Source organism: Methyloversatilis sp. (assembly GCF_030696805.1).
Lineage (GTDB): Bacteria > Pseudomonadota > Gammaproteobacteria > Burkholderiales > Rhodocyclaceae > Methyloversatilis.
The window spans coordinates 1-12,960 of the sequence record NZ_JAUYRO010000095.1; the positions used below are offsets into that span (position 1 = coordinate 1).

Genomic DNA, 12,960 nt, shown 5'->3' on the forward strand with positions numbered 1-12,960 from the left:
ATGCCGGCCACGGCGTGCTGAACATCAACCGGTATTCCAGCGGGTGGCGGTGCGCGTAATCGAGGTAGCGCCTGCCGAGCGCGCCGAGGTCGTCCCTGGGATCGTCGAACTGCCCCCGCGCGTCGAGGTGGGCGGCGAAGCTTTCGAAACAGCGCCGCATGACTTCGGCCAGCAGGTGGTCGCGGCTCGGGTAGTGCTTGTACGGGGCCTGATGCGACACACCAAGCCGGCGCGCGACGTCGCGCAGGCTCAGCTGTTCGATGCCGTGCTCGGCAATGGCTTCGCGCGCCGCGACGATGCAGGCATCGCGCAGGGCGATCGGCGCGTGTGCGGCGTCCTTCGTCTGGGGCATCCGGTCCGGGAGGCAAAATGATCCGGCGACAACGTTAACACGACGGGCCACCCGCGCATGCCCCGGCGAGCCGCGTGGAGCGCTGGACTATCGTGTCACGGCGACATCGAGCACCGTCTCGCCGTCGTTGTCCTTCACGACGAAGGCTGCCTCGTCGAAGCGGGGTGCGCGCAGCGTCGGACGCACACCATTCGATACCCCCCACGCTTCGGTCGGCAGGCCGATGAGATTGGTGTCGACACGCCGATTGCCGTTCAGGTCGTGCACAACCGACACCGCGTAGCGCCCGGGCACAACGTCGGCGAAGCGGCAGGTGACGCCTTCAGCAGCTGCGGCTTGCCAGCGCACGCGTGCCGACGTGTTGTCCATCGGAAAACCGATGTCCCGTTCGAACAGCGCGCAGCCGATCTCGCCGTTCGCAGCGGTCACGCCGCTCACGCGCACCACGATTTCGGCGGCCGCTCCGTTCAGCGGCAACGCGGACAGGGCCAGCAGCCATGCAAGGCGGGCGAATGGAATGCTCTGGACAGACATCGGGTACCTCCGGCAGCGGAGTCGTGACGGCATGGCAGCGGATCGGGCGCGCGGCTTCGCCGGGTGCATCCGATGGCTGCCGATGATCAGCGGTTGACACTGTCAACGCACGGTGCCGATAATGAAGGTTGAAGTAGACGGCGTCAACCTCAAGGCGTCGATCCCGTCACCCCGACCCTGACTCTGCTGCGAGGTTTCGCCATGTCACCTGCCCTGCCGCCGGGAAGCCGCCCTTTCATGCTGTTGCTGCGCACCCTGCTGATGGCGGCCAGCCTGTCCGCACTGGCGGGCGCGTGCGCGCTGTCGACACCGTTTCCGCGCATCGACACGGCCGTCGCCGGCGAGGCGGACGACGCCGTCGTGCTGGTGCTGACGCACATCGTCGTCGATGGCGCCCGGCGCGATGAATTCGACCGCCAGACGCGCCGCGTCATCGACAGCATGGCGACACAGCCCGGCCTGATCGGCTATTCGGCGCGACGCGAACTGTTCGGCAACGAGGCGTGGACGATGAGCGTGTGGGCCGGCGACGCCCCGCGCGCCCGCTTCGTCCGCTCCGCCGTGCATCAGGAGGCCATCGCGAAAAGCGAGTCGGCGATTGTGACCGTCCGGCTGAAGCGGCTGAACATGGCCCGCAAGGACGTGCCGCGCGATTGGGCGGCGGCGCTGGAGTTGCTGGCGCGGCCGGGCAACGAGCGAATGTATGGCAGATGAATGACCAACTTCGCGACTATATCGAAAGTTATAGATCGGCTGGTCAATGTCATTCGAAAGTCAAATCGGCGAATCAAAAGTTATCGATTCACGATGATCGGATGAGAGGTGCATCTGCATAATCCATTCGCCACGACCGGGTCCTGACGCACCAAGCGGCGGGAACGACACGTCTCGCGTCTACAGGTCGCTCATCACTGCCCTCCTCGCGGAGAGAAAGACAACAACAATGCGCAACACCCCTCACAGATTGCTGGTCGCGCTGGCACTTGCCGGTCATGCAGTGGCCGCGCAGGCGGCCGGATACACGTTCTCCTTGATTGAATTGCCGGGCGACGGATACACGACGGCAACCACGATCAACGCGGCCGGGCAGGTCGTCGGTTCCGGCGGCGCGGGTGGGTCGGGAGTGCATCCGCGCATATGGCTGGGCGGCGTTACCTCGACGCTCGCCTCGCCGCCAGCAAGCACGGGCAATGCGCAAGGAATCAACATGGCGGGGCAGATCGTCGGGGCCATCACCGAATCCGGGTCAATCAGCCGAGCCACGCTGTGGAATGGGGCAAACGTAACAAGTCTTGCGCTGCCGCAAATGAGCTCAAGCACCGCCCGTGCGATCAATGATGCGGGTGACATCGTCGGTGATTCAACGTTCGGGGGTGGCCTGTCGAACGCCACGCTGTGGCGAAATGGCGCCGTCATCGTACTGCCCGGCATCGGCGGCGAAGCCCGTGCCATCAACAACGCAGGCCAGATTGCAGGCATCTACGCCGTCACCGAAGCGGGTTCGAACGGACCGACGGTCGTCGCGTACCAGGCCGCCCGCTGGGACAACTACGTGCTCAGCACGCTGGGCGGCCCGAACAGCCAGGCCTACGACATCAACGACGCCGGCGTGGTCGTGGGAGAGATGTTCAGCAGCGAAGGCTATATCCGCCCGGTGCGCTGGGATGGTACGGTCGCGACGGACCTGGGCACGCTGGCAGGCGAGTTTGCCGCAGCCTTCGGCATCAACAATGCCGGTCAGATCGTGGGGACCGGCCTGAAGGCAAGCATCTTCGATCCGGCGTCGACCTTCGAGCAGAGGGCGTTCCTGTGGGACGGCCCTTCGATCATCGATCTCACCAGTCTTCTCGACAGCGAAACGCTGACCGCTGGCTGGGTGCTTGAATCGGCGAATGACATCAACGATCAGGGCTGGATTGTCGGCAGTGCGTACAACACGCTGACCGACGCCCGCCGCGGCTTCGTGCTGGCGCCGGTGCCGGAGCCCGAAACCTGGGCGATGCTGCTCGCCGGGCTCGGTCTGATCGGCGCGATCGCCCGCCGTCGCGTCACGGTCGTGTAATGCAGCGCGTCAGGCGGCGTCCGCCCGACGCGTCAGGACGCCGATTCAATCTGTTCCGACACCACCAGCCAGCGTTCTTCGTGGGTGTCGAGTTCGGCGTCGATTTTCTGCAGCGTCACACCCAGTTCGCCGATTTCCTGTGGCGGCAGCGCCGTCGTGAGACGCGCTTCGATGCCGTGCTTCTGCTTCTGCAGGTCAAGGATGGACTGTTCCAGCTTGCCCAGTTCGAGCTTCAGCGCCTTGAGGTTCACCGGCGCTTTCTTCACCGCTGTCGCAGGGGCGGCGGCGGGTGGCGCTGCGGCCGCCGCCGGGGTTTTGAGTGATTCTTTCAGGTCTTCGCGCGCGCGTTTGGCTTCGTTCAGCAGGTAGCGCTGGTAGTCGTCGAGGTCGCCCTCGAACGGTTCGATGCCGCCGCGCGACACCAGCCAGAATTCGTCACAGACCGAACGCAGCAGCGAACGGTCGTGGCTGACCAGCATGACCGTACCTTCGAATTCGTTCAGTGCCATCGCCAGTGCTTCGCGGGTGGCCAGGTCGAGGTGGTTGGTCGGCTCGTCCATCAGCAGCAGGTTGGGGCGCTGCCACACCAGCATGCAAAGAACGAGACGCGCCTTCTCGCCGCCGCTCATCGTGCCGACCGCCTGCTTCACCATGTCGCCGCTGAAATTGAAGGTGCCGAGGAAATTGCGCAGGTCCTGTTCGCGACCGCTCTGTCCGGCGGGCAGGCCTTCGCGCGCCATGCGCGTCATGTGTTCGAGCGGATTGTCCTGTGGCCGCAGCACGTCCAGTTCCTGCTGCGCGAAGTAGCCGACCGACAGACCCTTGCCTTCGCTCACGGTGCCGGTGGTCGCCTTGAGCGCGCGCGCGATGGTCTTCACCACCGTCGATTTGCCCTGGCCATTGGCGCCGAGGATGCCGATGCGCTGGCCGGCCATCACTGTGCGGTTCACATGGCGCACGAGGGTGGTCGGCGGCGCATCGGCCGGCGCGTCCTCCGGCGGCGGGTAGCCGAAGCTGGCGTTTTCCATCACCAGCATCGGGTTGGGCAGGTTGGCCGGTTCCTTGAATTCGAAGGTGAAGTCGGCACTGGCCAGCATAGGGGCCAGCCGCTCCATCCGGTCGAGCGCCTTGACGCGGCTCTGTGCCTGCTTGGCCTTGCTCGCCTTGGCCTTGAAGCGGGCGATGAATTTCTGCAGGTGGGCGATCTTGTCCTGCTGCTTGGCGTAGGCGTTCTGCTGCAGTTCCATCTGCTGCGCCCGCATGTCCTCGAAGGTGCTGTAGTTGCCGCCGTAGCGGGTGAGCTTTGCCGCGTCGATGTGCAGCGTCACGTTGGTGATGGCGTCGAGGAATTCGCGGTCGTGGCTGATGACGACCAGCGTGCCTTCGTAGCGCGCGAGCCAGCTTTCAAGCCAGACCAGCGCGTCCAGATCCAGGTGGTTGGTCGGCTCGTCGAGCAGCAGCAGATCGGATGGACACATCAAGGCTCGGGCCAGCTGCAGGCGCATGCGCCAGCCGCCGGAAAAGCTGTTGACCGGATTGTTCAGTTCGGTGGTCTTGAAACCCAACCCGAGAATGAGCGACTGCGCCCGCGCCTGCGCGTCGTGTGCGCCGGCGTCGTGCAGCGCCATGTAGGCATAGGCCATGCGCTCGCCGTCGTCGCCCGCCTCGGCGGCATGCACTTCCTGCTGCGCCGCGAGCAGCGCGGTGTCGCCCTCGATGACGAAGTCGGTCGCCGGCTGGTCGGTTTCGGGCATGTCCTGCGCGACCTGCGCCATGCGCCACTGCACCGGTACGTTGAATTCGCCCGAATCTTCATGCAGCGTGCCGTTGAGCAACGCGAACAGCGTCGACTTGCCGGCGCCGTTGCGACCGACCAGACCGACCTTCTCGCCCGGATTGATGGTGGCGGTGGCGCCGTCGAGCAGCACCTTGGCGCTGCGGCGCAGGGTGACGTTCCTGAGTGTGATCATGCGGGTGAAGCTCCAGCGGACGTCCCGCAACGACAGGCGGCAAGACCAGGGAAGGGGTGGCGGGGCGGAAAAGATGGGGCAGGCGACCGGAAACCTGGACTGAATGGTCGCACGGGGCGAAGTATCTTCGCCCGCGCCGGTTGTCGTCAATCGGAACACCGTGCGACCCAAGCGGGATCTTTCACACGCCTGCATGCCCGGAGGTCGAATGCGTGCTGCCGCTGGCGTGAGCGGCACAGTAACGGAAACCGCCCTGTTCCCGACCGCCCTCAGCCCGCCGCTTCAGATGTTGCCAGGGGCGAACCGACTACAGACGGCGTCAGCGCGCCTCGATCAGTTCACGTCCCCGCAGAAAGCCCATGCCTTCGGCAATCGCCTGTGACGCGTAGAACAGACCCAGGTCCGCTTTCGCGCTGACCAGTTCTTCGTTCTGCGCATTCGCACCCCGCAAGCTGACGGTGACCGTGAAGGTCCATTCATTGCCGTGGCCGGACAATGACGGGTTGCGGTTGATGAGGCGTTCGGTGCACACGTGCATATCGTGATCGTGGTAAGTCTCGGTCTTCCACACTGGCGTATCGGTCTGTTCGTTGGGCGTGATCTCGAGCGTGGTCATTGATGTCTCCTGGAATCGTCATCGTGGATTCGGACGCCCTGCGCCGGATGGACCCTCTGCGCTGCCGACGCCCGGGAGGCGACGTTGCTCGCGGGCAACGCCAACGGTCTGTGCGCTGGCGGACGGAGCTCAGCGCACGATCGCGTCCCGGGCCATGCCCGGCAGATCAACCGCTGTGTTCGTTCTGGTACGGACGCGCCACGTCGCGACGCCGATGATCGCAAACACGGTCGACTTGACCGTCTGCGCGGAGAAACTTTCATGACCACCCACCAAAGATCACTGCCCACTGCCGCAGCGCTTGCCTGCCTGGGCGTGCTGCTGCTCGCCGGCTGCGACAAGCAGGAGCCCTTGCCCGTCACGCAGTCGCCCTCGACTGCGCCTGCTGCGATGCCGTCGAGCGCGACGACCCAGTCGATGCCGGGGTCGGAAGCGAACCTCGACGATGCTGGCGTGACAACCCGCGTCACGACTGCCCTGCTGGCCGATCCGACCATCAAGGCTTTCCCGATCGAAGTCATTTCGCTCAAGGGCGATGTGCGTCTGCTCGGCGTCGTCGACACCCAGGTACAGCGCGAGCGGGTGCTGGAAGTGGCACGCGGTGTCGAAGGCGTGCATGCGCTGCACGATGAACTGACGCTGCGCCAGCAGTGATGCTCGTGCTGCGACGCGCCGGACTTCGGCGTGTCGCAGCGTTCGTCTAGGCGTCGATGAACTGCAGCCGCGCCAGCTTCGCGTAGAGGCCGTCCCGCGCCAGCAGCTCGGCGTGCGTACCGATTTCGACCGCGTGGCCATGCTCGAGCACAACGATGCGGTCGGCGCGCTGCACGGTGGCGAGGCGGTGCGCGACGACCAGCGTGGTGCGGCTGGCCATCAGCGGCGCCAGCGCGGCCTGCACCATGCGCTCGCTTTCGGCGTCGAGCGCCGATGTGGCTTCATCCAGCAGCAGGATGGGCCGGTCTGCGAGAATGGCGCGCGCGATGGCGATGCGCTGACGCTGGCCGCCGGACAGGCGCACACCGCGCTCGCCGAGCGGGCTGTCATAGCCGCCCGGCATGGCGCGGATGAAGGCGTCGGCGAAGGCCGCTTCGCAGGCAACGCGCACCTCGGCGTCGCTGGCGTCGGGCCGCGCATAGCGCACGTTGTCGGCCACACTGGCGGCAAAGATGACCGCCTCCTGCGGCACCAGCGCGATGCGCGCGCGCACGTCGGCCGGATCTGCGTCTGCCAGCGGCACGCCGTCTATGCTCACCGTGCCCGACCGCGGATCGTAGAAGCGCAACAGCAGCTGGAATAGTGTCGACTTGCCGGCGCCCGACGGCCCGACCAGCGCGACGGTTTCGCCGGCGCGCACGTCGAGGCTGAAGCCGTCGAGCGCCGGTGTGTCGGGACGGCTCGGGTAGCTGAAGCGCACGTCGCGGAACGCGATGTCGCCGCGCGCCGGCTGCGGCAGCGCGCGCGGCGACTTCGGCGCCGTGATGTCGGGCTGCGTGTCGAGCAGTTCGATCAGCCGCTCGGTGGCGCCCGCGGCGCGTTGCAGTTCGCCCCACACTTCCGAAAGCGCACCGACCGAACTGGCCACCATGGCGGCGTAGAACACGAAGGCCGACAGTTCGCCCGCGCTCAGCCGGCCCTCCAGCACATCGTGTCCGCCGACCCACAGGATGACCGCGACCGAACCGAATACCAGCAGGATGACCATCACCACCATCAGTGCCGAATGGCGGTAGCGCTTCACGCCAGTGTCGAAACTGCGCTCGACCAGCGACGTGAAGTGCGCTTGGTCGGCGTCTTCGTGGCCGCAGGCCTGCACGATGCGGATGGCGTGCACGCTTTCATCGACATGGGTGCCGAGGTCGGCCACCCGCGCCTGACGCTCGCGCGACAGCGCCCGCACCTTGCGGCCGAACAGCACGATGGGTGCGACCACCAGCGGCACGCCGGCCAGCACCAGCAAGGTCAGGCGGCCGCTGGTCAGCGCCAGCATCACGAGTCCGCCGGTCAGCAGCAGGATGTTGCGCAGTGCGATCGACAGCGTGGAACCAACCACATTCTCGATCTGCGCCGTGTCGTTGGTCAGCCGCGAAATGACTTCGCCGGTGCGCCCGGCCTCGAAGAACGACGGCGGCAGCGTCAGCAAATGCGCATAGACCCGCGTGCGCAGGTCGGCCGACACCCGCTCGCCGAGCCAGGACACGTTGTAGAAGCGCAGCCAGGTTGCGCCCGCCAGCAGCACGACCAGCAGCAGCGAACCGCCGAGCGCCCGGTCCAGCCAGGCGGCATCACCGGCTGCAAAACCCTGGTCGATCACGCTGCGCAGACCCTGACCGAGCGCCAGCGCCGCACTCGCCGCCAGTACCAGACCGAGGGTGGCCAACAGCAGCCGACCCCGATGCGGCTTCACCATTTCGAACATCACCTGCCGCGCTCGCTGTACATCCGTCACACTGCTGACTCCTTGTCGTGGCTGTTTTGTTGTATATTCCGGCCCCTATCCGAAGTGCGCGGGTGGCGAAATTGGTAGACGCGCTGTCTTGAGGGGGCAGTGCCGCAAGGCGTAAGAGTTCGAGTCTCTTTCCGCGCACCACACATTCAGTATCTCAGGTGCCTCACGGCGCTTCTGTTTCACCTTCCGGCCAGCCCGGCCGGAAAATCCACGTCTTGGTCAGGCATGCCGGGCACCGGTTGCGATGTTGCAGCGCAAACCGTGTCATGGCATCGCTTTGCTACCATCCGTCTCGCAATTCCGGGCCCGTCTCAATACAGAAAAGATTCCGGTCATGTAACCGGAACAGAATTCGGTCGGAGGAGGAGAAACCGATGGCGTTGGATAAAGTACTTCTGGGCCGCTTGTTGCAGTTGAACGAGCCGTGGACGGTACGCGATTTTCGCTTCGATCCGGATGCCCGCAAGCTGGATGCCTGGGTCGGCGTCGAGCCGCCGCGCGGCTGGTTCGCCCGCGTGCGGCGTCAGCCGGCCGAGGGGCCGGAGCGCGTCTGGCGCCATGTCGATCTCGCGGGCTGGCGCTGCCATGTGCATGTGCAGGCGCCGATCGGCGCAGATCTGAGCGCGCTGCCCTGGGCTGGCGCCCTCGACATGCCGTTTTCCCAGGCCCTTTCCAAGCATGTCTTTGCGCTGTTCAACGAAGGCGTCCCGCTGAACGGCATCTGCACGATCACCGGCATTCCGCTGCAGGAACTGTGGAAGTTCAAATACTCGCTCGATCAGGGCAAGACTGCCATCGCGACGCCGGCGTCGCCGCTGGTCGATCTGACGCCCGCCGGCTCCGTCGCGCCTGCCGCGCTGGCGGACGACATCCCCGACCTGACGGATCCGGTCTGGCTCAAGCTGATCGAAGGTCAGGTGGATCTCGATATCCGTGCGCTCAGCCTGAAGCTGCTGATGACCCGGCTGCGCAGCCAGCTCGAAGTGATCACCGACGAAGAAGTGCGCATGCTCAAGCTGCGCGAGCTGCACCGTTATTTCGTCAAGAACGCACGCATGCTCGGGCACGAGCTGTCCCAGTTGCGTGCCAGCTGAAACCCGTCCCGACTTCATGAACAGTCAGACCAAGCCGGAACTGAGCGGGCGCATGATGGGGCTGTCGGAAGCGACTGCCCTTATCCGCGGTGGTGGCTACTACAGCGTAGCCGGCGACGAACTGCTGCTGCGCGAGTTGCCGCGAGGCCACTGGATCGGCGGCACCATTCCTTATTTCATGGGGCAGGACGGCGGGGTCACCACGCGCGACCAGCTCTATGTCGCGCAGGTGCCGGTCAGCGGCGGTGTGCCGCTGATGCGCTTCTACGACCAGATCAGCCTGGAACGGGTGTGCGCCGACGCGCCGGAGAACGGCTTTTCCATCATCGTCATCCCCGCCTTCTCGGCCGTGCACTCACTGTTCGCGCGCAACGCGCCGGGCTACGAGGACATGTACCTCAAGCCGTTGATCGGCTGGATTTCCGGCATCCATCTCGATGATCTCGGACGCGCCAGTCCGCTCGCCGTCAATGGCGAAACGCTGGAATTCGAGCCCGACCGCGCACTGGTGATGCACGTGCCACTGCCGGCCGACAAGTACGCGCACATCGACATCATCAATCTGTTCACGCCGGGTGATGGCGACAGCATCCGCTTCCCGGCCAAGGGTTTTTCGGTCGGCGAGTGCCGCATCAATGGCGAACCTGCCAACTTCGCGCGCTATGTCACCACGAACGCCATCGACACCCGCCTGCCGCTGGTCGCCGACTACAGCGGTGCAATGATCAACGTGAGCATCAAGGCGGTCGATCTGGGCAAGGGCGTGGTCGATTTCTACGCCCCGGTGTTCGACGATGTCGAATACCGCTTTGCCGCGCCGGTGCCCGATTACGTCAGCGCCTTCCAGCAGGCGCTGCGCGAGAGAGAGGGCGGCCAGGCCGGTCCGGTCGGCTTCAGCTGCAACTGCGTCCTGAACTATCTGTACAGCGAACTCGAAGGCAAGCGCGTGCCTACGCTGCTCGGCCCGATGACCTACGGCGAAGTGGCCTATCAGCTGCTGAACCAGACGCTGGTCTATCTGACGATCGAAGACTGAGCCGGGCTCTTGTGGGAGCGGCATCCCCGCCGCTCCCACAGGAACAGCTCCCACAGGAACAGCCCTCGCAACCGCCGCGCTGCCACGCCGACAGGGGTAGCATGCCGGTTTGCTTTATCAACTGCTCCGCATGAACGATACCCATACCTCGCAGCGCCGCCTGGCGCTGGTGATTGACGCCGACAACGCCCAGCCGTCGCTGATCCAGCCTGTGCTGCTGGCCGCCGCGTCGCGCGGGCGCGTCACGGTGCGTCGCATCTACGGCGACTGGACCTCGCCCAACATGACCAGCTGGAAGGCACATCTGCTCGACCACTCGATCCGGCCGATCCAGCAGTTCCGCATCGTCGGAGGCAAGAATGCGACCGACAGCGCGATGATCATCGACGCGATGGATCTGCTGCACTCCGGCCTCGTCGATGGTTTCTGCATCGTGTCCAGCGACTCCGACTTCACCTCGCTGGCGCGCCGCATCCAGGAAAGCGGGCTTTTCGTCATGGGTGTCGGCCGGCGCACCACGCCGGTTGCCTTCCAGCGCGCCTGCGAAGAATTCGTGTTCACCGATGACATGCGCGCCGCACCCTCCGCCACATCATCGTCATCGAAGCGACGTCCGGCTGACCGGAACGTGTCGGCGAGCCCGGCCGGCGCAGCGCCGGCACGCGCCGAGGCACCGCGCAAGGCGCGCAGCTACCAGCCCGACGCGCAGGTGCTCGAGCTGCTGTCGCAGGGCGTCCGTTCCGCCACCGACGAAGACACCGGCTGGGCCGGTATCGGGCGTGTCGGCCAGATCGTGCGCCAGTACGAACCGGGCTTCAGCAACAAGGACTACGGACACGCCAGCCTGTCCGGTCTGCTGGAAAGCCGTCCCGAGCTGTTCCGCCTGCGCAAGGGCGACACCGGCCAGGCCCAGGTGCAGTTGATCGAAAAGCCGATCGAACGGGCGCCCGAACCCGCGGCGGACGACACCCCGAAGGCCGCAGCCCGGCCGCGGCGCAGCCGTCAGCCGCGCAACGCGCCGGCCGATGCAGGTGCTGCAGACAGCGTGGTCGTTGCGCCAGCGCCAGCGCCAGTCGCCGCCGACCCGGCGCCCGACGCGCCGACCGCCAGCGACGCCAAGGCCGTGAAGCCCCGCGCGCCGCGACGCGCCCGGGCGCGCAAGCCGGCGGCCGCGGCGACGCCGCAGGACGGCGAGTGAGCGCAGCTGCAGCCGCGCGGGTCGACGGATGAGGGCGGACCAGACGCTGGTGGCGCGCGGACTTGCGCGCTCGCGCACCGCCGCGCAGGCGATGATCGCAGCCGGCCGTGTCGCGCTGCTGTCGGCTGCCGGTCGCATCATCGTGACCCGGCCGTCGCAGGACATTGCTGCGCACATCGAACTGGCCGTCGAAGCCAGCGAAGACGATCGTTTCGTGTCGCGTGGCGGCCTGAAGCTGGCCGGCGCACTGGAACACACCCGGCTGGTGGTGGCCGATGCGAGCTGTCTGGATGTCGGGCAATCGACCGGCGGCTTCACCGATTGCCTGCTGCAGGCCGGTGCGGCGCGTGTGGTCGGTGTCGATGTCGGCCACGGTCAGCTCGATGCGCGGCTGCGCGGCGATGCGCGCATGACCTGCATCGAACACCTGAATGCCCGCACGCTCGATGCGGCCGCGCTCGGTCGTCACCTGCCCGACGGCGGCTTCGATCTGGTGGTGTGCGACGCCAGCTTCATTTCGTTGACACTGCTGCTGCCGCAATGGCCTTCGCTGCTCAAACCGGCCGGACAGGTGCTTGCATTGGTCAAGCCGCAGTTCGAACTCGGGCCGGATGCGCTCGGAAAGGGCGGCATCGTACGCGATGCGGCACAATATGCGGCCCTGGAGGTGCGTATGCGCACGTTCGCCGAGGCGAGCGGTCTCAATGCACTGGATTATTTCGACAGCCCGATCACCGGCGGTGACGGCAACCGCGAGTTCTTCATGTTCGCCATGAAGCCGCCCGGAACAGACCACGATGAATGACTCGATCCCGCGCGTGTGCAGCGTTGAATTCTTTCCGCCCGCGACCGACGAGGGCGCAGAAAAACTGCGTGCCACGCGTCGTCAGCTGCGCCAGCTCAACCCGGCCTTCTTTTCGGTTACCTACGGCGCGGGCGGCACCACGCGCGACCGCACGCTTGAAACCGTGCTCGAAATGCAGGCCGAGGGCCTGAATGCGGCGCCGCACCTGTCCTGCATCGGGTCGACGCGCGACAACATCCGCCAGCTGCTGCAGCGCTATCAGGCCGAAGGCATCCACCACATGGTGGCGTTGCGCGGCGATCTGCCGTCCGGCGTAGTCGATCCGGGCGATCTGCGCTACGCCAACGAACTGGTCGAATTCGTGCGCGCCGAAACCGGCGACTGGTTCCACATCGAAGTGGCGGCCTACCCGGAAGTGCATCCGCAGGCGCGCAGCGCCGAAAAGGACCTGCAGGCTTTCGTTGGCAAGATGAAGGCGGGTGCCGATTCGGCCATCACGCAATACTTCTACAACACCGACGCCTACTTCGCCTTCGTCGACGATGCGCGCGCGATGGGTGTCAATGCGCCGATCTATCCGGGCATCATGCCGATCGCCAATTTCTCGAAGATTTCGCGCTTCTCCGAAGCCTGCGGCGCGGAAATTCCACGCTGGATGCGGCGCAAGTTCGAAGGTTTCGGCGACGACGCGGCCTCGGTCCGCGCCTACGGGCTGGACGTGATCACCACGCAGTGCGAACGCCTGCTGGCCGGCGGTGCTCCCGGCCTCCACTTCTACACGCTGAACCAGGCCGGGCTCACCTCGACCATCTGGCAGCGGCTCGGTCTCTGAGGCTCGTCATCACAT

At 65.9% G+C, this 12,960-nt stretch carries 14 protein-coding genes and 1 tRNA gene; 9 read left to right on the forward strand and 6 right to left on the reverse strand.

Annotated features, from left to right (window positions below; translation table 11 throughout):
- Positions 1 to 352, reverse strand: a 352-nt coding sequence (locus tag Q8R75_RS15115) for a TetR/AcrR family transcriptional regulator (protein WP_305663788.1), incomplete at its 3' end; no start/stop codon positions are given.
- A gap of 87 nt (positions 353 to 439) precedes the next feature.
- Entirely contained in the window at positions 440 to 886 is a 447-nt protein-coding gene (locus Q8R75_RS15120) for a DUF2141 domain-containing protein (protein WP_305615614.1), read from the reverse strand.
- A 201-nt stretch (positions 887 to 1,087) separates the two neighbouring features.
- On the opposite strand from Q8R75_RS15120, the gene Q8R75_RS15125 reads away from it, so the two are divergent.
- Positions 1,088 to 1,600 carry an antibiotic biosynthesis monooxygenase gene (locus Q8R75_RS15125; RefSeq protein WP_305615612.1) on the forward strand — a complete coding sequence of 171 codons (513 nt, stop codon included), beginning with the start codon at positions 1,088 to 1,090 and terminating at the stop codon, positions 1,598 to 1,600.
- Positions 1,601 to 1,876: 276 nt separating this feature from the next.
- On the opposite strand, the gene Q8R75_RS15130 is transcribed toward Q8R75_RS15125, so the two are convergent.
- Positions 1,877 to 2,119, reverse strand: coding sequence for a hypothetical protein (locus tag Q8R75_RS15130; RefSeq protein ID WP_305626671.1), 243 nt, complete (start codon positions 2,117 to 2,119; stop codon positions 1,877 to 1,879).
- A 73-nt stretch (positions 2,120 to 2,192) separates the two neighbouring features.
- Between Q8R75_RS15130 and Q8R75_RS15135 the strand changes: the two genes are divergently transcribed.
- Positions 2,193 to 2,948 (forward strand): PEPxxWA-CTERM sorting domain-containing protein, encoded by a 756-nt coding sequence (locus Q8R75_RS15135; RefSeq protein WP_305626672.1) that lies wholly within the window; start codon positions 2,193 to 2,195, stop codon positions 2,946 to 2,948.
- A 32-nt stretch (positions 2,949 to 2,980) separates the two neighbouring features.
- Here Q8R75_RS15135 and Q8R75_RS15140 read toward each other — a convergent pair whose 3' ends face one another.
- The gene (locus Q8R75_RS15140; protein ID WP_305663789.1) at positions 2,981 to 4,918 is read right to left on the reverse strand and encodes an ATP-binding cassette domain-containing protein; all 1,938 of its coding nucleotides are present in this window, start codon (positions 4,916 to 4,918) and stop codon (positions 2,981 to 2,983) included.
- Between the two features lie 319 nt (positions 4,919 to 5,237).
- Positions 5,238 to 5,534 carry a hypothetical protein gene (locus tag Q8R75_RS15145; RefSeq protein ID WP_305615606.1) on the reverse strand — a complete coding sequence of 99 codons (297 nt, stop codon included), beginning with the start codon at positions 5,532 to 5,534 and terminating at the stop codon, positions 5,238 to 5,240.
- A gap of 261 nt (positions 5,535 to 5,795) precedes the next feature.
- Here Q8R75_RS15145 and Q8R75_RS15150 point away from each other — a divergent pair, with 261 nt between their 5' ends.
- Positions 5,796 to 6,188 carry a BON domain-containing protein gene (locus Q8R75_RS15150; RefSeq protein ID WP_305615604.1) on the forward strand — a complete coding sequence of 131 codons (393 nt, stop codon included), beginning with the start codon at positions 5,796 to 5,798 and terminating at the stop codon, positions 6,186 to 6,188.
- Positions 6,189 to 6,234: 46 nt separating this feature from the next.
- On the opposite strand, the gene Q8R75_RS15155 is transcribed toward Q8R75_RS15150, so the two are convergent.
- Positions 6,235 to 7,950, reverse strand: a complete 1,716-nt coding sequence (locus tag Q8R75_RS15155; RefSeq protein WP_305615725.1) for an ABC transporter transmembrane domain-containing protein — start codon at positions 7,948 to 7,950, stop codon at positions 6,235 to 6,237.
- 86 nt (positions 7,951 to 8,036) lie between these two features.
- Here Q8R75_RS15155 and Q8R75_RS15160 point away from each other — a divergent pair.
- The 6 genes from Q8R75_RS15160 (at position 8,037) to metF (ending at position 12,945) form a co-directional block, all read left to right on the forward strand.
- Positions 8,037 to 8,121 (forward strand) — tRNA-Leu (locus Q8R75_RS15160).
- A 233-nt stretch (positions 8,122 to 8,354) separates the two neighbouring features.
- Positions 8,355 to 9,074 carry a hypothetical protein gene (locus Q8R75_RS15165; RefSeq protein ID WP_305615602.1) on the forward strand — a complete coding sequence of 240 codons (720 nt, stop codon included), beginning with the start codon at positions 8,355 to 8,357 and terminating at the stop codon, positions 9,072 to 9,074.
- Positions 9,075 to 9,090: 16 nt separating this feature from the next.
- Entirely contained in the window at positions 9,091 to 10,110 is a 1,020-nt protein-coding gene (locus Q8R75_RS15170; RefSeq protein ID WP_305615600.1) for a hypothetical protein, read from the forward strand.
- Between the two features lie 130 nt (positions 10,111 to 10,240).
- The gene (locus Q8R75_RS15175; protein ID WP_305626677.1) at positions 10,241 to 11,308 is read left to right on the forward strand and encodes an NYN domain-containing protein; all 1,068 of its coding nucleotides are present in this window, start codon (positions 10,241 to 10,243) and stop codon (positions 11,306 to 11,308) included.
- Between the two features lie 28 nt (positions 11,309 to 11,336).
- The gene (locus Q8R75_RS15180; protein ID WP_305614272.1) at positions 11,337 to 12,113 is read left to right on the forward strand and encodes a TlyA family RNA methyltransferase; all 777 of its coding nucleotides are present in this window, start codon (positions 11,337 to 11,339) and stop codon (positions 12,111 to 12,113) included.
- Positions 12,106 to 12,945, forward strand: coding sequence for a methylenetetrahydrofolate reductase [NAD(P)H] (metF, locus tag Q8R75_RS15185; RefSeq protein ID WP_305614271.1), 840 nt, complete (start codon positions 12,106 to 12,108; stop codon positions 12,943 to 12,945). The genes Q8R75_RS15180 and metF overlap by 8 nt, the downstream gene beginning before the upstream one ends.
- Positions 12,946 to 12,960: the final 15 nt, after the last annotated feature.